The 19,436-nt window shown below is 55.1% G+C and carries 21 protein-coding genes and 1 pseudogene; 20 read left to right on the forward strand and 2 right to left on the reverse strand.

All coding sequences use genetic code 11. The features are described 5' to 3' along the window. Positions 1–54: 54 nt before the first annotated feature. Together CPH65_RS16700 and CPH65_RS16705 are read left to right on the forward strand one after the other, a co-directional pair. Positions 55–621 carry a helix-turn-helix domain-containing protein gene (locus CPH65_RS16700; protein WP_096174916.1) on the forward strand — a complete coding sequence of 189 codons (567 nt, stop codon included), beginning with the start codon at positions 55–57 and terminating at the stop codon, positions 619–621. After that, positions 618–1,148 (forward strand): GNAT family N-acetyltransferase, encoded by a 531-nt coding sequence (locus CPH65_RS16705; RefSeq protein ID WP_096174917.1) that lies wholly within the window; start codon positions 618–620, stop codon positions 1,146–1,148. The genes CPH65_RS16700 and CPH65_RS16705 overlap by 4 nt, the downstream gene beginning before the upstream one ends. Positions 1,149–1,161: 13 nt before the next feature. Here CPH65_RS16705 and hemB read toward each other — a convergent pair whose 3' ends face one another. Further along, positions 1,162–2,160: a porphobilinogen synthase gene (gene hemB, locus CPH65_RS16710; RefSeq protein ID WP_244574655.1), complete on the reverse strand. Its 999-nt coding sequence runs from the start codon at positions 2,158–2,160 to the stop codon at positions 1,162–1,164. A 371-nt stretch (positions 2,161–2,531) separates the two neighbouring features. Between hemB and CPH65_RS16715 the strand changes: the two genes are divergently transcribed. The 12 genes from CPH65_RS16715 to thiL all read left to right on the forward strand — a co-directional run bounded on the left by CPH65_RS16715 (position 2,532) and on the right by thiL (position 13,351). Then, the gene (locus CPH65_RS16715; protein ID WP_096174918.1) at positions 2,532–3,560 is read left to right on the forward strand and encodes an enoyl-CoA hydratase/isomerase family protein; all 1,029 of its coding nucleotides are present in this window, start codon (positions 2,532–2,534) and stop codon (positions 3,558–3,560) included. Beyond that, a complete protein-coding gene (locus CPH65_RS16720; RefSeq protein ID WP_096174919.1) occupies positions 3,557–3,979 on the forward strand; it encodes a hypothetical protein in 423 nt (140 codons plus the stop codon). The genes CPH65_RS16715 and CPH65_RS16720 overlap by 4 nt, the downstream gene beginning before the upstream one ends. A gap of 389 nt (positions 3,980–4,368) precedes the next feature. Continuing rightward, positions 4,369–4,881: a transcriptional regulator LdtR gene (gene ldtR / locus CPH65_RS16725; RefSeq protein ID WP_096174920.1), complete on the forward strand. Its 513-nt coding sequence runs from the start codon at positions 4,369–4,371 to the stop codon at positions 4,879–4,881. A gap of 684 nt (positions 4,882–5,565) precedes the next feature. After that, on the forward strand, positions 5,566–6,888 hold the full coding sequence (locus CPH65_RS16730) for a murein L,D-transpeptidase (protein WP_096174921.1): 1,323 nt from the start codon (positions 5,566–5,568) through the stop codon (positions 6,886–6,888). Between the two features lie 18 nt (positions 6,889–6,906). Continuing rightward, positions 6,907–7,098: a serine hydroxymethyltransferase gene (locus CPH65_RS16735; RefSeq protein WP_096174922.1), complete on the forward strand. Its 192-nt coding sequence runs from the start codon at positions 6,907–6,909 to the stop codon at positions 7,096–7,098. Between the two features lie 427 nt (positions 7,099–7,525). Continuing rightward, entirely contained in the window at positions 7,526–8,836 is a 1,311-nt protein-coding gene (gene glyA, locus CPH65_RS16740; RefSeq protein WP_096174923.1) for a serine hydroxymethyltransferase, read from the forward strand. A 68-nt stretch (positions 8,837–8,904) separates the two neighbouring features. Then, the gene (gene nrdR, locus CPH65_RS16745) at positions 8,905–9,390 is read left to right on the forward strand and encodes a transcriptional regulator NrdR (protein ID WP_096174924.1); all 486 of its coding nucleotides are present in this window, start codon (positions 8,905–8,907) and stop codon (positions 9,388–9,390) included. A 54-nt stretch (positions 9,391–9,444) separates the two neighbouring features. Next, entirely contained in the window at positions 9,445–10,599 is a 1,155-nt protein-coding gene (gene ribD / locus CPH65_RS16750) for a bifunctional diaminohydroxyphosphoribosylaminopyrimidine deaminase/5-amino-6-(5-phosphoribosylamino)uracil reductase RibD (RefSeq protein WP_157747753.1), read from the forward strand. Positions 10,600–10,605: 6 nt separating this feature from the next. After that, the gene (locus CPH65_RS16755) at positions 10,606–11,217 is read left to right on the forward strand and encodes a riboflavin synthase (RefSeq protein ID WP_096174926.1); all 612 of its coding nucleotides are present in this window, start codon (positions 10,606–10,608) and stop codon (positions 11,215–11,217) included. 128 nt (positions 11,218–11,345) lie between these two features. Beyond that, positions 11,346–11,804 (forward strand): 6,7-dimethyl-8-ribityllumazine synthase, encoded by a 459-nt coding sequence (gene ribH / locus CPH65_RS16760; protein ID WP_096174927.1) that lies wholly within the window; start codon positions 11,346–11,348, stop codon positions 11,802–11,804. Beyond that, on the forward strand, positions 11,801–12,301 hold the full coding sequence (nusB, locus tag CPH65_RS16765) for a transcription antitermination factor NusB (protein WP_096174928.1): 501 nt from the start codon (positions 11,801–11,803) through the stop codon (positions 12,299–12,301). Before ribH ends, nusB begins: the two co-directional genes overlap by 4 nt. A 54-nt stretch (positions 12,302–12,355) precedes the next feature. After that, positions 12,356–13,351, forward strand: coding sequence for a thiamine-phosphate kinase (thiL, locus tag CPH65_RS16770; protein ID WP_096174929.1), 996 nt, complete (start codon positions 12,356–12,358; stop codon positions 13,349–13,351). A gap of 99 nt (positions 13,352–13,450) precedes the next feature. Here thiL and CPH65_RS16775 read toward each other — a convergent pair whose 3' ends face one another. Beyond that, the gene (locus CPH65_RS16775; protein ID WP_096176471.1) at positions 13,451–13,927 is read right to left on the reverse strand and encodes an outer membrane protein assembly factor BamE; all 477 of its coding nucleotides are present in this window, start codon (positions 13,925–13,927) and stop codon (positions 13,451–13,453) included. A 288-nt stretch (positions 13,928–14,215) separates the two neighbouring features. Between CPH65_RS16775 and CPH65_RS16780 the strand changes: the two genes are divergently transcribed. From CPH65_RS16780 to CPH65_RS16805, 6 genes and pseudogenes are all read left to right on the forward strand, one after another. Beyond that, the gene (locus CPH65_RS16780) at positions 14,216–14,761 is read left to right on the forward strand and encodes a ubiquinol-cytochrome C chaperone family protein (RefSeq protein WP_157747754.1); all 546 of its coding nucleotides are present in this window, start codon (positions 14,216–14,218) and stop codon (positions 14,759–14,761) included. A 162-nt stretch (positions 14,762–14,923) separates the two neighbouring features. Continuing rightward, the gene (locus CPH65_RS16785; protein ID WP_096174931.1) at positions 14,924–15,526 is read left to right on the forward strand and encodes a DUF177 domain-containing protein; all 603 of its coding nucleotides are present in this window, start codon (positions 14,924–14,926) and stop codon (positions 15,524–15,526) included. Positions 15,527–15,701: 175 nt separating this feature from the next. Next, entirely contained in the window at positions 15,702–16,754 is a 1,053-nt protein-coding gene (plsX, locus tag CPH65_RS16790; protein WP_096174932.1) for a phosphate acyltransferase PlsX, read from the forward strand. Continuing rightward, the gene (locus tag CPH65_RS16795) at positions 16,755–17,732 is read left to right on the forward strand and encodes a beta-ketoacyl-ACP synthase III (RefSeq protein ID WP_096174933.1); all 978 of its coding nucleotides are present in this window, start codon (positions 16,755–16,757) and stop codon (positions 17,730–17,732) included. Between the two features lie 208 nt (positions 17,733–17,940). Continuing rightward, positions 17,941–18,246, forward strand: coding sequence for an integration host factor subunit alpha (locus tag CPH65_RS16800; RefSeq protein ID WP_096174934.1), 306 nt, complete (start codon positions 17,941–17,943; stop codon positions 18,244–18,246). A 164-nt stretch (positions 18,247–18,410) separates the two neighbouring features. Beyond that, positions 18,411–18,651 (forward strand): annotated as a pseudogene (locus CPH65_RS16805) (MerR family transcriptional regulator); the annotation flags it as partial. Positions 18,652–19,436: the final 785 nt, after the last annotated feature.

Consider the following 19,436-nt stretch of genomic DNA (forward strand, 5'->3'; position numbering starts at 1 on the left):
GGTCAAAAATGCCATATCTCATATACGAGAGGAAATCTCTTATATGGAAATTTCATGGATGATTTAAGTGAACGCATTGCTGGCCGACTTCTGCAGATGCGCAAACAAAGCGATTGGTCTCTCGACCAATTGGCTGAAAAGAGTGGCGTCAGCCGGGCAACGCTTTCCCGGCTCGAGAAGGGGGACGTTTCGCCCACAGCCCAGATGCTGAATCGAATCTGCACGGCGTACCGTATGCCGGTCTCTCGCTTGATGATGATGGCGGAGGAAACGATGACGCCGCTCATCTCGCCCGAACAGCAAGCGGTCTGGCTTGATCCGGCGAATGGCTTCAAGCGGCGCTCAATTTCGCCGCCATCCCCCCAATTGGCCGGGGAGTTGCTTGAATGCAGCCTTCCACCGGGCGCGCATCTGGTTTATGACACTCCCGTCAGGCCAAATCTCGAGCATCATCTGTATATGCATGAAGGCGGTCTTGATATCGTCGTTGATCAAAATCGCTATCGGCTTGGCCCCGGTGATTGCCTTCGTTATTTGCTCGCACAAGCAAGCGAGTTTCGAGCCGACCCCGAAATGGGTGCGCACTATCTGCTTGTCATCATCTCCCAGGAAAGAAAATGACCTCAATTGCCTACGAGAAACTCTCAGTCGATGCGCTGGACCCGTCTCTCGCTGATCTTGCCGAAATCCTATTCGCCTGTGTAACAAGTGGAGCAAGCGTCAGTTTTGTCCAGCCGTTCGATGCCGAACAGGCGGCGCAATTCTGGCAAGACAAGGTGTTTCCGAAGGTGAAAGAAGGCGGAGCTACACTGTTTGTGGCGCGCATCGACGGGCGCATTGTCGGCACGGTCCAGATGAACAGCGATCTGCCGCCCAATCAGGCGCACCGCTGCGAGGTATCAAAGCTTCTGGTCCATCCCCATTTTCGAAAGCGCGGCATTGCGACGTCTTTGATGGAGATGCTCGAAAAGGAGGCCCGCAGCCTCGACAAGACGCTGATCACGCTCGACACAAGATCCGGCGATCAGGCGGAGCCACTCTATATCCTGCTCGACTATAAGATCGGCGGGCGCATTCCCAATTTTGCCCGCGCGACCGATAGTGATCGTCTGGATTCAACGACCTACATGTACAAGATTCTGCGATAGAACCGGACAAACCCTATTTGGCCAGTTCTTCGGCGATTGTGAGTGCAAAATAGGTAAGAATCCCGTCTGCGCCGGCGCGTTTGAAGGCCAAGAGACTTTCCCACATGGCGCGATCCTGATCGAGCCAGCCATTCTGACCGGCTGCGCAGATCATCGCATATTCCCCGGACACCTGATAAGCAAAGGTCGGCATCGAGAAGTTGTCCTTGAGCCGGCGAAGGATGTCGAGATAGGGCATGCCAGGCTTGACCATCAGCATGTCCGCACCCTCATTGATATCGAGTTCGGCTTCGATCAGGGCCTCGTTGCTGTTGGCCGGATCCATCTGATAAGTCTTCTTGTCTCCGGTGAGTGTTGCATTGGCACCCACAGCATCCCGGAACGGGCCATAAAAGGCCGATGCATATTTGGCGGTGTAGGCCATGATTTGCTTGTGGCGATAGCCCGCGCCGTCAAGGGTCTCGCGAATGGCGCCGACACGACCATCCATCATGTCAGACGGACCGATGATGTCCGCACCCGCTTCGGCCTGAACCAGCGCCTGACGGGTGAGCTGCTCGACGGTTTCATCATTGAGGATGACGCCGTCGTGCAAAAGACCGTCATGACCATGGCTGGTGTAAGGATCGAGTGCGACATCGGTCATCAGGCCAATATCGGGAACTTCACGCTTGATGGCACGCAAGGCAGAGCAGATGAGATTATTCTCATTAAGAGCCTCGCTGCCAACGTCATCTCGAAGGGCCGGGTCGGTGTAGGGGAAGAGCGCAATGGCTGGGATGCCCAGTTTTGCCGCCTTTTCCGCAGCGCGCACCGCATTATCAACCGAAAGCCGTTCAACCCCTGGCATGGAGCTAACGGGCTGGGTCAGGTTTTGGCCATCCACCACGAACAAGGGCCAGATCAGATCATTGACCGTCAGGGCGTTTTCCTGCACGAGACGCCGAGACCAGTTGCTGTGGCGGTTGCGCCGCATGCGTCTGCCGCCCGTGATCGTTCCTACATCGAACATCGTGGTAAGAGGATTTTCCACATGGGTTCGGGTAGAGCGGGTCATGGCTTGTCTTCGTCCTGTCTTGTTGTGAGAGTGCATGCCGAAACATACGCGGGTTGCGGCACTTCCTGCCGGATGTTGGCCCATGCTTATCACATTTCAGGAACAAGAAAACTGACCAATTTGTAATGATCGTTCAGGATCGAAAACTGCGCGATAGAGCCGACAAAACAGCGCGCTGGAAACGTGCGCTCTGACTGCACACATAGGTGCCATTACTCAGCTTGCCCAAACAGTCGCGGCTTGCTATGCGGGCAGGGCAAATGCGGAAGATCACAGATTGACGATGAGGCCGCGAGCATAAGGCCTGCAAAAGGATTGATTACCAGATGGACGATATTCTCTTCGAGCAACGTGGATGCATCGGACTGATCACGCTGAACCGGACCAAGGCACTCAACGCGCTGAGCCAGCCCATGGTCAAGGCCATGGCCGGTCAGTTGACTGTCTGGCGTGACGACAGCACTATCTCGGCCGTTGTGGTCACATCTGCAAGTGAAAAGGCCTTTTGTGCGGGCGGCGACATTCGCGCCGTGTATGACTCGCGTGAAAATCCTCTTTATGACTTTTTCTACGACGAATATTCCCTCAATCAGGCCATTCATCGCTACCCCAAACCTTACATTTCCCTGATCAATGGCATCGTCATGGGCGGAGGTGTCGGCATTTCTATGCACGGGCGGTATGTGGTGCTCGGGGAAAACACCCTGTTTGCCATGCCCGAAGTGGGCATCGGCTTTTTCCCCGATGTTGGTGGCTCTTACCTGTTGTCCCGCATGACCGGACGCGCTGGATATTATTGTGGAATGACAGGGGCGCGGGTCAAGCGCGGCGACTGCTTTGCATTTGGTCTTGGTACGCACGCGATTGCCGGTGAACGCTTCGACGAGATCATCGAGCGCCTGTCTGAAGGCGAAGATCCCGAAGCGCTCCTAGATGCGATGCACAAACCTGTCGACCCCGAAAGCCCGTCAGAAACGCTTGATGAGCTCAATGACCTGTTCGCCAGCGACAATGCTCTTGACGTGCTCGCGGCCCTTAGGGCAAGTGAAAGCGACTTTGCGCGTAAAACGCTGGACAGCATGGTCGAAAAGTCCCCGACATCGGTGCATCTTACCCTTGAACAAATTAGGCGCGGAACAGATCAATCCTTTGAGGAGTGCATGCAAATGGAGTATCGCATGGTCAAGCGCATCCTCAAGGACAGCGATTTTTATGAAGGGGTGCGTGCGACTCTGGTTGACAAGGACAAGAAACCGCACTGGAATCCGGATAACTTTGATAAGGTAGACGCAGCGCACATTAAAGACCATTTCGCGCCGCTTGAAGATCAGGAATTGACGTTCAACTCGCAATGACCCTTAAACTGACAGATCATGCCCCCCAGATATGGGGAGAAAACCTGCCCTTCTGGTTCGTCGTTCTGGCGCGCCTCGCCAGTCTGTTTCTGATGATAACCGGGTTGCTCTACTGGGTAGGGCTGATTGGCGCCTTCGGGGTGAGCTCGCTCGAAGCGAATGATTGGCGGATCGCCGCTATGCATGTGTTGCTGGCCTGCTCGTTCCTCATCGCATCCGTAGGCGTGTGGCAACTGACATTCTGGGGTGTGGTCATGTGGGGCTTGAGCGCCATAGCCCAGACCACTGCCATCATCTGGTTTGAAGACTTTGTTTTTCAGCCTGCAGCGGTCTCTTTTCTGCACTTGCTTGCGCTTGTGGCTCTGGCTGTCAGCTGTGGCGTGATCTATATGAAAGCAAGACGCCACCAAGCCGAATAGCTGTCGCGCTGGCGAAACGCAGCCTTTCAATATCGTTTCTATTGCATCTGTCAGCACGTCTGAAGGCGTTAACACGCCCCTCGGAGACGGTGCAAATGTGCTTAATGAAGCCTTTTTGGCAGAGCATCATGGCGGGCTGTAGATTCCTGGCACCTTAGAATCGTATGAGGGTGGCGGTACAAGTACTTAGAAAATGAGCCCGGAAACGAAAACTATAACTTACTGTTTACCACCATTCCAAGTCGACGCGCCAAAATGCTGGCTTTTTTGCACTTAAGTGTTTGTTAAGGCAGTTATTTAAGCAGTTTTTATGTCTGGCGAGCTAATGTCACACAAGAAGCGGGGAAACCGCCAGCAGTCAGACAGAAAAAAATGTGAGGCTCAGTAGAATGATGACAGCACAGAGAGCAGTGGACACGACTGGCCAGACCGAAGAAGATATGAATCTTCAGCCGCTGTACATGGATGCCCTTCGTTTGGTGGAGCGACTCCATCGCAGACTTCTTGATGTGATCAAGGATGAATTTGAACGCCGCGGCCGGACAGACGTGAACAGCGTACAGGCTTTGCTCCTGTTCAACATTGGCGATTCCGAAGTAACGGCAGGTGAGCTTCGCTCCCGTGGTTACTATCAGGGGTCGAACGTATCCTATAACCTCAAGAAACTGGTCGACATGGGCTATGTGAATCATGAGCGCTCACGTGTTGATCGCCGCTCGGTCCGCATTTCCCTGTCCGATAAAGGACTTGAGATCCGCAAGATCGTGAGTGAGCTCTACGAGCGCCACATCGCCACGATCCAGCAGGTTGGAGGCATCGCGCCGGAAGACTTTGCCGCGCTGAACAAATCACTTCAGCGACTGGAACGCTTCTGGACCGACCAGATCCTGTACCGGCTCTAGTTTCTGCCGACGCGCTTGGCAGAGATATGAAGGCCTGGCCTTCAACACGACAACGTGGACAACGAAATCGTCCGGTATGATACGCGACACAAGTGCCGACGACGTGCACGTTCAGAAACTGACCTCATGACCAGTTCCCCGCAGGGTTGCTCCCCTGCGGGGCTTTTATCGTTTTGGGCAGGGCCCTTGCTGCTGTCAGAAATAATCGGCCACAAACGAGAGTCTTAAGCCTCCTCTGCACTTCTGTTGCAAAAAAGTCATACCCGCCAACGTTAACAAGCGGCAGGCCGGTTCATCTTGCGTTCATCCTGAATTTGCCACATTCCCTTGGCATCGCTGGAGCATCACAAACTCTCGAACGACGTTTCTGTTCGTTTCGGGACGCGTCGTATCCCAATCGCAATGCTCGGCATGCTCGACCTTAGGGCTGAGAACGACAAGCATCCTTGGCTAATGTACGGAACCAAAGGTGTTTGGGATTGTTATGAGAGTATATCATTCACATGGAAGTGACAGCATCGGGAAGCAATGTGTTGCCAAGCACTGCCCGAGTCATAGTATCGTGATTCCATGTGTTTATGAGTTGAACGGAACAGAATTGACCAATGCAAGGTTCGATACGTCCCCGAATGTGGGATGATCAATCGAACGATGGAGTGATAAGTGGTAATCAAGACCAAAAAGATGTCCACCCCCGAAGACTGCAATTTCGGCTCTGACGCCGGGACGTCCCGCCGCACATTCCTCACGGCAAGTGGGTCTTTGCTTGCTGGCTTTGCGGTCACGGCATCGAGCCCGGTATGGGCTCAGGCCATCAATCCGATCGATGATGTGATTCGACAAAACCAGGTCGAGTGGGGGGATCGTTTCGATACGCCCGGTCAGACGGTCGCCGCGGTACGGTCTGCAGAGCCGACCTTGTCGAAATCCACCGCCGAGAACATCGAAAACGCGATGCAGTTCTACTATGGCATCGTGCAGCGAGGCGGATGGCCAATTGTTCCTGATGGTCAAACGATGCGCATCGGCATGCGCTCGAACGCTGTCAATATCCTTCGGCAGAGGCTCACCATGTCCGGTGATCTCAAGCAGGATATCGGTGTGAGCGATGTATTTGATTCCTATGTCGATGCTGCCGTAAGGCGCTTTCAGTCGCGGCATGGGTTCGATCCCGACGGCATCGTCGGCAATGATACGCTTGCAGCCATGAATGTGCCGGCCGAAATTCGCCTGCGCCAGTTGGAGACCAACTTGGTCCGCGTCCGTTCGATGTCCGGTTATCTCGGCGACCGATACGTTATGGTCAACATCCCGGCTGCTGAAATTGAAACGGTGGAAAACGGCTTCGTGCATTCTCGCCACACTGGCGTCGTTGGCAAGATCGACCGTCAGACCCCGGTTCTGAAATCGCGCATCCATGAAATCAACTTCAATCCCTATTGGCATGTTCCCAAAAGCATCATTCTCAAGGATCTGATCCCAAAAATGCAGAAGGATCGCAACTATCTGCGCGACAACAAGATCAAGATCCGGGACTTGAAGAACAACGTCGAGCTTGATGCCACTCAGGTGGATTGGACCACGGATGACGCCCTCAACTACCAGTTCCGTCAGGAGCCGGGTGCCAAGAACTCCATGGGGTCCATCAAGATCAACTTTCATAACACGCACGCCGTTTACCTGCACGACACGCCTTCAAAGACTCTGTTTGGCAACAGCTACCGTTTCCACTCGTCGGGCTGTGTACGCGTTCAGAACGTGCGAGAGTTTGTGACTTGGGTTTTGGAAGACACCCCTGGTTGGGATCGCATGGCCATTGACGATGTTATCCGCTCCGGTGAGCGAGAAGACGTCAAGGTTCGTGGCAAGGTGCCTATCTACATGACCTACATCACTGCCTGGGCGACCTCGGGTGGCATGATCCATTTCCGCGAAGACATCTATAACCGTGATGGTCTCAATGCCATGACCCCGGTTGTCGCCCAAAGCGGCCAGATACAGCAATAATAGGCGGGAGCCAACCTTATGGTGTCACCAAACGCTGGTGAAATCTACATTGAGTTCTTCGTCATCGGCCCGCAAATGAAGGCGGTTGCCGTTGACGCTGCAACTGGCGTTGAAGTGACCGTTTTTGGCCCGAAAACGGTCTCGCGACTCGAGCTTCAGAACCTTGCCGTGCGCAAGCTCAAGATGCGGCTGAAGCAATTGGGACACTAGGGCCTCTCCAATTGTTAAATAGAATTCATTTCGTAACGCGTGACACAGAGTGAAATCCGCTTGGGTTTGCAAAACGACTGTGCTAATTCGGATTGATGTCTCTGCAGTCGGATCGCATTTTTAGTACATAATGATGCTGAAATGTGTCCATTGCGTTGACATCCACTCAGATATTGATGGCAGACAGAGAGTGGGCATTTGTGGTAGCAAAGGGCCTTCGGATCAATGTCTTTTGCATCACCCGATCACGCCCGGTCTTGTCGGAAGAATAACGGTTTCTTCAAGCAAGACGGCGCTTCAAGTCAGCTAGGCTGTTCCGGTGACCTTGTCGCTGGAATTGCTGTTCAATGCGAAAAGAAACGTATCCCGTCCTCTTGGTGATCCAAGCGCAGTGGATACGCTCTCGTCAAGAGAAGGGGTAGGTTCCATGTCCGCAACCGAAACCAAATCGGGAGCCATTTTCCCGGAATTTTTCACACGTGATCTCGCCAGTGCCGACCCGGCCATTGCCAAGGCAATCGAGGATGAACTCGGTCGCCAAAAGCACGAAATCGAGCTGATCGCTTCGGAAAACATCGTCTCCAAAGCCGTCTTGCAAGCGCAGGGCTCGGTGATGACCAACAAATATGCCGAGGGCTATTCGGGCCGTCGCTATTACGGTGGTTGTAAGCATGTAGACGTTGCCGAAGATCTGGCGATCGAACGCGTTACCAAGCTGTTCGGTTGCGAATTCGCAAACGTTCAGCCCAACTCCGGTTCGCAGGCCAACCAGGCCGCCTTCATGGCGCTGATCAAGCCGGGTGATACCATCCTGGGTATGAGTCTTGACGCTGGTGGTCACCTGACCCACGGTGCAAAGCCCAACCAGTCCGGCAAATGGTTCAACTCCATCCAGTATGGCGTGCGCAAGCAGGACGGCCGCATTGATTTTGAACAGCTCGAAGAGTTGGCAAAAGAACATTCACCGAAGTTGATCATCGCCGGTGGCTCCGCTTACAGCCGCGAGTTCGATTTCAAACGTTTCCGCGAAATTGCTGATTCCATTGGCGCCTACCTGATGGTCGACATGGCTCACTTTGCTGGCCTCGTGGCAGCGGGACTGCATGAAAGCCCGTTCCCGCATGCTCATATCGCGACCTCAACCACCCACAAGACCCTGCGTGGTCCCCGCGGTGGTCTGATCCTGACCAATGACGCTGATATTGCCAAGAAAGTGAATTCGGCAGTCTTCCCGGGTCTGCAAGGTGGACCGCTGATGCACGTCATCGCGGCCAAGGCCGTTGCGTTCGGTGAAGCGCTGACCCCGGAATTCAAGGTCTACGCACAGGCAGTGAAGGACAATGCTGTCGCGTTGGCCGACACGCTCTATGCCGGTGGTGTAGAACTGTCGTCCGGCGGTACCGACAACCATCTGCTGCTCGTTGATCTGCGCCCCAAAGGCCTGACCGGTAAAGTCGTGGAATCTGCTCTGGGGCGGGCCTACATCACCTGCAACAAGAACGGCGTTCCCTTCGATCCCGAAAAGCCTGCCATCACCTCCGGTATCCGTCTTGGTACCCCGGCAGGCACCTCGCGCGGCTTTGGTGTTGAGGAGTTCAAACAGATCGGACAATTGATCATTGAAGTCCTTGACGGCCTTGTCGCAAATGGGGAAGAAGGCAATGGAGCCGTGGAATCAGCGGTGAAGGAAAAGGTCATCGCACTGACCGACCGTTTCCCGATCTACACGGATCTCTAAAAGCGTTTCCAACGCTGGCATCGCCCCATGACTGGCCGGTGCCAGCGCAATACCGAAGAGGTCGAGCCATGAGATGCCCCTATTGCGGTTGTGATGACACACAAGTGAAGGATTCTCGACCTACAGAAGACAACACCGCCATTCGCCGCCGCAGGGTCTGTACCGGCTGCGGCGGGCGTTTCACCACATTCGAGCGCGTACAGTTGCGCGAATTGTCGGTGGTCAAGCGCACCGGACGTCGGGTTCCCTTTGATCGCGACAAGCTGATGCGGTCCGTTCAGGTCTCGTTGCGCAAACGTCCCGTCGATATCGAAAAAGTCGAGCGTATGGTCTCGGGCATTGTTCGCCAGCTTGAGAGCACGGGGGATGCGGAGGTGCAGGCCGAGCATATCGGCACGCTGGTGATGGAAGGGCTTAAAGGTCTCGACGAAATCGCCTATATTCGCTTTGCTTCGGTTTACAAGAATTTCCGGGAGGCAAAAGACTTCTCGGACATGCTCAACGAAATGTCATCCGATCAGGACGAGGACGATCCCGGGCAGGACGAAGACTAGCCTGCAGGGTCCCCCTCGCTTCGATTGGCAGATCGTGACGAACAAGGGATGAGGATGCAGCAGGTCTCACAAGCCTTGACCGATCATCAATTGATGGATCTGGCCCTACGGCTCGGGGCCCGCTTTGCTGGCGCGACGGGTGACAATCCCGCCGTCGGCTGCGTGATCGCTCGCCATCATCCCAACCACACGGACATTCTGGGCATAGGCTGGACACAGCAAGGTGGCCGACCGCATGCAGAGCGTGTTGCTCTAGCCGAGGCCGGTGCTGCTGCCAGAGGCGCAATTGCCTATGTGACGCTCGAACCCTGTTCACACCATGGACGCTCATCACCGTGCGCAGAAGCCTTGATAGAGGCGGGGATCGCCCGTGTCGTCTGTGCCCACCCGGACCCGGATCCTCGCGTTTCAGGGCTCGGTTTTGCTATGCTGAGGGAGGCCGGTATCCTTGTCGAAACGGGTCTTTTGGAACCCGTCGCCCATCGAAATCTCGCCGGCTTTTTGTCTCGGATAACGCGAGGGACGCCTTGGCTTGAAGCCAAAATGGCCCTGTCTCCAGATGGAATGATCGGCAAGCAGGGCGTCGGCAACTATCCCATTACGGGTGTTGAGGCGAAGCGCCATACCCATGCCATGAGGGCAAGAGCTGATGCCATCCTTGTTGGGGTTGAGACGGTTCTTGTTGACAATCCGAGCCTGACCGTGCGTCTCCCGGGGCTTGAGCATCGCTCTCCGCTCCGTGTCATCCTTGACAGCAAGGGCCGTACACCAGAGACCAGCGCTCTGGTGCATGGGGCACGGGACGTGCCGGTGATGATCCTGACTACAGGTGCAATTTCAACGGAAAAGGCCTTGCTGCTCGAAGACCATGGCTGCACCGTGCATCTGGTTGAAGCAGATAAAGAGGGCAGGGTGGACCTTGACGCAGCTCTTCGATTGCTTGGAGACCGGGGCATCAATCGGCTCTTTGCCGAAACCGGAGCAAAGCTTGCTGAAGCTCTGCTGACAGGGGCTTTTGTTGATGAGTTTCATCTCTACCGTGGCTCCAAGACGGTTGGTGAGCACGGGCTGAAGGGGCTGGGCGATGATCCCGACGCGATGCTTCAGGCAGCCGGGCTTTCTTTGGAGAGAACAAAACACGCTGGTACGGATCGCTTGCAGACTTATGTGCGAGCCGCTAGTCTTTCCGCATTATATCAGAGGAAATAAAGACTTATGTTTACAGGTATTGTTACGGACGTCGGTGAAGTCGTGGTACGCGAAGACATTCCGGCTGGCCAGCGCGTTCGCATTGCGACACATTTTGACCCCAAGACCATTGCCGTGGGCGCTTCAATAGCTTGCAGCGGCGTTTGCCACACCGTCATCGAGGCGGGGGCTATGGATGACGGGCGCAACTTCTTTGTGGTCGAATCCGCCAAGGAAACACTTGACCTGACCACGGCCTCCGAATGGGCAGTTGGACGCAAACTCAATCTCGAACGCTCCCTGCAGATGGGTGATGAATTGGGCGGGCATCTGGTGCTGGGCCACGTGGACGGCATGGCAGAGATCGTCGAGCGTGTCGATCACCCAGACAGCGTGTTCTACAAGCTCCGCGCCCCGGATCAGCTTGCCCGTTTCATTCCACAAAAAGGCTCAGTCGCCCTTGATGGCTGCTCGTTGACGGTCAATGACGTTGACGGGGATGACTTTACCATCTTTCTGATTCCCCATACCATCGCTCACACCACATTTGGTGAAAAGCAGGTCGGCGACAAGATCAATCTTGAGGTGGACATGATGGCGCGCTATATCGCGCGGCTGAGCGAATACAAACCGAGCTGATGCAACCGGACCATCCGCAGCTTGGAATTTGCCCGAGGCACTCGCAAATAGGACTGGACAAACCAGCCCGGACATGATTTGACACGCGCTCACGGCACTTCGCCGATTAAGTCTATGGGATCACGTCAATGAGCGACAAAGCCACGAATATTCTGATCATCGAAGCCCGGTTCTATGAGGATCTGGCGGATGAACTGGCCCGCGGCGCAATGGCCGCGCTGGACGAAGCTGGCGCCTCCTACGAGCGGATTGCGGTTCCCGGTGTGTTGGAAATCCCCGCCGCTCTTTCCATGGCGCTTGCCTCGGTTGAAGAAGGCATCAATGACTATGATGGCTACGTCACTCTGGGCGTCGTGATCCGTGGCGAGACATCCCACTATGATATTGTCTCCAATGAATCCGCACGCGCCATCATGGACCTTTCGGTGGAAGGATGCATTGCTGTCGGCAATGGTATTCAAACCGTCGAAAATGGCGATCAGGCTTGGGCGCGTGCCCGTGTGAGCGACAAGAACAAAGGTGGAGCCGCCGCACAGGCCGCACTGGCTATGGTGGAGCTCCGATCAAAATTCGGTATTGAAGAATGAGCGAGCAGGATAAACCGGTACGCACCGCAAATCAGCGCGGATCGGCCCGTCTGGGCGCCGTCCAGGCCCTTTATCAGATGGACATCGGCGGAACACCGCTAACTAACGTGTTGCAAGAGTTTGAACTCTATCGGCTCGGCAAGGAAGTGGACGAAGAGCTCTACCTTCCGGCGGATTTCGACTATTTCAAGGATCTCGTCTGCGGTGTGGTGCGTGAACAGCGTACCCTCGATCCGATGATCCACTTCGCGTTGGAAAAAGGCTGGCCGCTTGCCAGAATCGATTCCACCATGCGGGCGCTGTTGCGCTGCGGCCTCTATGAATTGGAGAGCCGCAAAGATGTGCCCGCCGCTGTGATCCTGACCGAGTATGTGGATGTCGCCAAAGCCTTCTTTGAAGGTGAGGAACCCCGCATGGTCAATGGCGTCCTTGATGCGCTGGCGCGCAAAGTTCGGCCCGATGAAGTCAAGCACAAACCATCAGCCACAAAACAATGACGCTGACCGCACTCTGATTGCGGGCAGACATGGATGGGAAAGGCATTGAGGGGAATGGCAGACAAGGCCGTCCGGCGCAGTGAAAGCGCAACGATCGAGCACTATTTTGCCCCTCTTTGCGATCCAGATGCCTCCTTCGGGCTGACGGATGACGCGGCATTCCTCACCGTTCCAGACAACACGCAGCTGGTCATCACCAAGGACATGATCGTTGCCGATGTTCATTTCTTTCGGGACGATGATCCCGTCAACATCGCGCGCAAGGCGTTGCGCGTCAATCTCTCGGATTTGGCTGCCAAGGCGGCGAAGCCATTGGGATATCTGCTCGGACTGGGTCTGCCGTCCGATTGGACCGAAAGCTGGCTTGAAGCCTTTTGCGAGGGACTGAGGCTCGACCAGAACGCGTTCAATTTTCCCCTGCTTGGTGGCGATACGGTGAAAAGCCCGGAGCGTCTCATCCTTTCTGTAACGGCCTTTGGAACGGTGCCCAAAGACCGCACGATTGTGCGCCCGAATGCGAGCCCCGGCGATGATCTTTATGCGACAGGAACCATCGGCGACGGAGCGCTGGGGCTTATGGTGCGCAAGGGTGAACTTTCCGGCCGCATCAGCAAGGACCAAGAGGCCTGGCTGCTTGATCGCTTTCTCCTTCCGCAAGCCCGGACCGAATGCGCAACGTTGCTCAAAGCCACAGCAAAGGCGGCCATGGACATATCAGACGGTCTGGTCGGTGATGCGGGCAAGATGGCGCGAGCCGCTGGTGTTTGTCTTGAAATTGACGAGGCGGCCATTCCTCTGTCCAACGCGGCCAAAAGCGCCCTGGAGCAGGACAAAACCCTGTTTGATCGCGTGCTCTATGGTGGCGACGACTATGAACTTCTGTTCACGGCAAGTCCGACAATGCGGGACAGCATCGAGAGACACGCTGAAGAACTCACTGTGCCTGTTACCCGTATTGGACGGGTGCGCGACGGGGCAGGGGTCAACTGCGTTGATGCCAAGGGCAATGTGAAACCACAGACTGACCACCCTTCCTACGAGCATTTCTGATCGCACGGCGTCTGCATTCCCAGAATGACCAAAAGAAAAGGCCCTCGCAATCAAATGCGAGAGCCCTGATATCATTCGGCATAATGCGATCTGGAGGAATCAGCCGCCAATCTGCGGTCCGACATTGCTCATGATGCGGTTGAGGAAGTTGACTTCTTCACCGCCGGTCGGTGTCACCTGATTGGTGAAGTCAAACAATCTGCCATCTTTCAGACCATATTTGATGGTCCGCGAAACCCTTTGTTCCTCATCGAAATAGACGGCAACAACGGTCTGGTCGACGGGCTTGGGATTCATGAAGGCAACGGGACGTTTGCGCGTCTGAGAAATATAGTAGAAAACTTCGTTGCCAAAGTCAGCCGTCGTTGATGGCGATCCGAGCGTCAGTAACACCTGTTCGCGGCTGGAACCTTCGACGATCTGATCAAGGGTATAGTCGGACGGAACAAAGCCGTGCACCGACGTGGTTTCCGTCATGCATCCGGCCAACAGCAAGCTGCCGCAGCACGCAGCGGCAAGGCAGGCAGAGCGCAAGGAAAAAGATGAACGACTGCTGGATGATGTGCCATTTTCCATGGTCTTGAAGCTCGAACTGCGCATGTGAGCCTGATACTCCTGATGGTAACTGTTCCAGTCAGATTGCCGCCGAATGGTAACTTGAGCCCCGGCGGGTCACTTTTGGTCTTGATCGGTATCCGTTTTGCTCCTCAAATGCAATCTTTGTTGCTAAAAGGAGCAATGAATTCTGGCAAATCCTATCCCATATCGGTTAGGAATGTGTTCAATTCGCTTGTTGTTCTTGCCCGACCTTTACGAGGCAATGCATCAGGCCAGCAAGAAATTAAGGTTCAAACAGGCAGGCTGATGATCTTTAGACTATTCCGCAAGGAAACCGACCGGGAAAAAGCTGCTGCGGAACTCTATGAGGCAATCGTGGCACAGGCGAGGCAACCGGAGTTCTATTTGGACTATGGCGTGGAAGATTCCACCAATGGCCGGTTCGAAATGATTGTCCTTCATGCCTATATGCTTCTTTATCGCCTGCGGCAGGAAGACAGCGCAGCCAAGACACTGGGACAGGCGGTGTTTGATCGCTTCTTCCGCGATATGGATGATTCCCTGCGGGAGCGCGGTGTCGGCGACCTCTCGGTGCCCAAGAAAATCAAGAAGATGGCCCAACATTTCTATGGCCGCGTGGAAGCCTATGACGCAGCACGCGCCGATAGTGAGGAAAGACTGGCAGAAGCGATCGAGCGCAATGTCTTTGCGCGATCACAGGATGTAACCGTTGAATCCCGGAAAATGGCGAATTATGTATTTGCCAGTGCAACTGAGCTTGACGGTCAGAGCGTTGAAGATTTTGCATCCGGCAAGATCGAATTTGCGTCGTTGCCAGACCACAACACCTGAGCGTGACCGCCGGGCTCCGTTTGAAATACGGCCAAACAAGACAGAACCATACGGAAAACTCCCATAAATATCTGTCAGTCCATTGCCATGGATGCAGCATTTGTAGCAGAAGAAGAATGAAAACGAACCACCGCGTCAGAGCAATAAGGAAGGGTTGAACCCATGACAAGGAAAGACAAGATGGAAGACGCCCCCATCATAGACCCCGTCCTGTCACTCCCGGTAACGATCCCACGGCTCAAGAGTTTGGGTGAAACCGTGAAGGTCACCGCTGATGCCGCAGTGCGTGAAGCATTGCGCGAGCGTCTGGGCGTCCTGGCAGTCAACACCTATGCCATTGACGCCAAGGTTTTGCCCTGGAAGAAGACTGGCGCAAGGATCGAAGGGCGCGTAATGGGCGAGGTCGAGCAGGCCTGTGTCGTAACGCTGAAGCCAGTTCCGGAAACCATCGACGAACCCCTGTTTTTGACGCTGGTTCCCGAAGGATCCAAATATGCCCTGCGTCCGAACAATGCCGAATCCGGCGGTGAAATGGTGGTCGATCCGGAAGGCGAGGATCCCCCCGAAACCTTCTCCGGTGATGAGATCGATGTGGGACGCTACGCCGAAGAATTCTTCACCATGGCGCTTGATGACTATCCGCGTGTTCCCGGAGTGGAATTTGATGGTCATCTCGAAGATGATCCCGCCAAGGCAACCGAAGACAAGCCTTTTGCGGCACTTGCCGGCCTCAAGGACAAATTGACAAAAGACGATCAGAACTAGGGCCTTTGGGCAGTTTCACCAAGAAGGCGGTTGTTTCTTCTCGGGAAACAGATATTGTCCACCGGGTCTGTTGCAACAGCGCATGACTTTTGGGCAGGTGTCCTGTTTTTGACCAGTTTTAACGCTATCACCCAACCATCCGGTCGGATGATCAAAGCCGCACAGAGAAGTAAGAATGGCCGATTCAATCAATATAGCGCTTGACGTGATGGGGGGCGACAACGGGCCGTCCGTTGTGCTGGAAGGAGCCGACATCGCGCTCGTCCGACACCCGGACATTCGCTATGTGCTTTACGGCGACAAGGATCAGGTCGAACCGTTGCTCGAGAATTTCCCCCGTGTGAAACAGGCCAGCGTCTTTCATCACAGCGAGATTGTCATCCAGATGGATGAACGACCCAGTCAGGCCTTGCGTCGTGGTCGCGGCAAGTCGAGCATGTGGCAATCGATCGAAGCCACCAAAATCGGCGAAGCGGATGTCTGCGTTTCTGCAGGAAACACTGGCGCTCTGATGGCCATGTCAAAATTCTGCCTGCGTACGATGGCCGACATCGAGCGTCCGGCGATCGCTGCGATCTGGCCAACCCTGCGCGGCGAGAGCGTTGTGCTTGATGTGGGGGCCAACATCGGCGCGGATGCCCAACAGTTGTTTGATTTTGCCATGATGGGTGGCGCGATGGCGCGTTCGCTGTTTGGCATTGATCGTCCAACCGTTGGACTTCTGAACATCGGCGAGGAAGACGTCAAGGGTCTGGATGAAGTCAAGGAAGCAGGGCGCATGCTGCGCGATTTCAACTTGCCCCATCTCAACTACAAGGGATTCGTCGAGGGCGATGATCTGGGCACCGGCGCGGTCGACGTCGTCGTGACCGAAGGTTTCTCGGGCAATATCGCCCTGAAAACAGCAGAAGGTACGGCAAAGCAACTGGGTGAATATCTGCGCTCCGCAATGACCCGCACGCTGATGTCTCGAATCGGCTATTTGTTTGCCAAGTCTGCCTTTGACCGATTGAGGGAGAAGATGGACCCGCGCAAGGTGAATGGCGGCGTCTTTCTTGGTCTCAATGGCATCGTGATCAAGAGCCACGGCAGCACCGATGGTGAAGGGTTCGCCGGCGCAATCGGTCTCGCGTACGACATGGTCAGAAATGGCCTAACCGAAAAAATTGAACAGGATCTGTCTGTTTATCATAAAAACCGCATCGCGGTTGACGAGGAGAACGCATAAGTGAGCGTGTTACGGTCCGTCATTGTAGGATCCGGATCCTACTTGCCAGAAAATTGTGTTACCAACGACGAGTTGGCCAAAACAGTCGATACGTCAGACGAATGGATCCGTCAGCGGACCGGCATCGAACAACGGCATTTTGCTGCCGAAGGCGAATATACATCAGACCTAGGCTACAACGCTGCACGGGCAGCGCTTGAGCATGCCGGTATCGATGCCCAGGACGTTGATCTGATTATTTGTGCGACAGCAACGCCGGACAATACCTTTCCGGCCACTTCTGTTGAAATTCAGAACAGGCTTGGTATCAACCATGGTGCGGCCTTTGACATGCAGGCTGTTTGCTCCGGCTTCGTGTTTGCGCTCTCCACTGCCGATCTCTACATCCAGTGCGGCAAGGCGAAAACGGCGCTGGTGATTGGCGCCGAGACATTCTCCCGTATTCTTGATTTTGAGGACCGGACCACCTGTGTGCTGTTTGGCGATGGCGCAGGTGCCGTCGTGCTCCAAGCCGAGGAGGGGGAAGGCAACGTGTCCGACCGGGGCATTCTGACCAGCCACATCCGCTCTGATGGCCGCCACAAGGACAAGCTCTTTGTTGACGGAGGCCCATCGACCACAAAGACGACGGGCTACCTTCGCATGGAAGGCAAAGAAGTCTTCAAGCATGCGGTCGGCATGATCACCGACGTCATTACCGATGCCTTCGAAGCGACTGGTGTAAAAGCGGATGATCTTGACTGGTTTGTCCCGCATCAGGCCAACAAGCGCATCATTGATGCCAGCGCCAGAAAACTCGGGATCCCACAGGAGAAGGTGGTGGTCACGGTCAACCGGCACGGCAACACCTCGGCTGCTTCTATACCCCTTGCTTTGAATGAAGCTGTTCTCGACGGACGAATCCAGAAAGGTGATCTGGTCATGTTCGAGGCGATGGGTGGCGGGTTTACATGGGGATCCGTGCTGCTGCGCTGGTAGGATTCAGGCTTTCATAAACATATCTGAACAGAATTGTACGGGATTGTGTTCCGCTTGTTTTCACAATGGCGCTCTTTGCGACACAATGCTACCATGTCCGCACCATTTTTACGCATCACGACAGTTGACGGATTCGCATTACAGCAATACCCTTCACTGATTAGATGAGTCATTGAGAAATCTAGCTAAATAATAAGAGGACTATGACATGGGGGGCAAAACGGTAACGCGCGCAGATTTGTGCGAAGCTGTCTATCAGAAGGTCGGGCTTTCCCGCACGGAATCCGCCGAACTGGTTGAAATGGTACTGGAAGAAGTGAGCAACTGCCTCGTTGAAGGCCAGCAGGTCAAATTGTCTTCCTTTGGCACCTTTTTCGTGCGCGACAAAAACGAACGGGTCGGGCGCAATCCAAAGACCGGTGAAGAGGTGCCCATCTCCCCGAGACGTGTCATGGTGTTCAAGCCTTCCAACGTTCTGAAGAAGAAGATCAACGACTCTCTGGCGCCCAAATAGCCCTGATATCAACACAAAGAGCGGTACTGTCTGGGTCGGATCATTTTGAATATCAATTCGTTTTGAGACGTGAGTCTTCGTTTGACGAGTGAGTGATGCTCGCCTGCGATAACTATATTCAAAAATACACTGATAGCGGTGGAAAAGCGTGTTAGGTGAATAGCTTGCGCAAGAGTCCTGATGCATTCCGAACAATAAGTGAAGTCGCGGAAGACCTCGACCTGCCTCAACACGTGCTTCGGTTCTGGGAAACGCGATTTTCACAAATCAAACCCATGAAACGCGGCGGTGGCAGGCGCTACTACCGCCCCGATGATGTGGATCTGCTCCGCGGCATTCGCCATTTGCTCTATGATGAAGGATACACCATCAAGGGCGTTCAGCGCATTCTCAAGGAACAGGGTGCGCGCCATGTGATCGACACGGTCAATGAGGACGGGGCTGCTGGTGATGTGCAGGCCAGCACAGGGGAACAGGGCGAAGCGTCTCCTGTGCACCCGGCAAACGCCAACGCCGCCGAACCGAACCAGTTGGAGCTGCAGCGGCCACCCCTTGTGATGCCCCAAGCGCCCCAGACCGCTGCGCCACAAATGGCCCGGCAGGAGCCGACAGCACCAATGCAAGGCACTCCGGCGCCCGGCCATCCGTTCGTTGCCCCACCGCAGCAACATCCATATCCGGTTCATCATCATCCTGCAGAGCAACCGCCAGCATCCGCTCAGCAGATGCTGTCGCAAGCGGCAAGGAAAGTGGAAGCGGGCCCCACCGCCAGCGCGGCATATGCCTATCCTGCAGAGCCTGCAACGGACCAGCAACCTCAGCACCAACCTCAGGTCCAGCCTCAGCAGCAAGCCCCGCAGCCACAAGTTCCTCCGGCTGCAGCGCCCCCACAACAATCGTTCGTGCCCCATGAACAGGCGGCACCTGCCTTTGCGCCATCGCCACAAGCACCAACTCCAGCGCCAGACCTGAATGGCCCCGCTCAGAATCCCCCGTCTCCTAGAGGTCTGAGAGAAGGCGACCCCAAGTTTTTGCGCGGGGAAAGTGCTTCGATCAGTGTGGAGGATGGCCGAGCGCGCTTGTTGGAAGAAGAGCAGAGAACCGGGCTGTTCTCGCGTTTTCGGGTGCGTGCAGACAGCACACAGCAGGGTCACGCCAAGACCGAAGATCAAGGCATCGCGCGCGATGAC

Origin of the sequence: Cohaesibacter sp. ES.047 (assembly GCF_900215505.1) — a bacterium.
Lineage (GTDB): Bacteria > Pseudomonadota > Alphaproteobacteria > Rhizobiales > Cohaesibacteraceae > Cohaesibacter.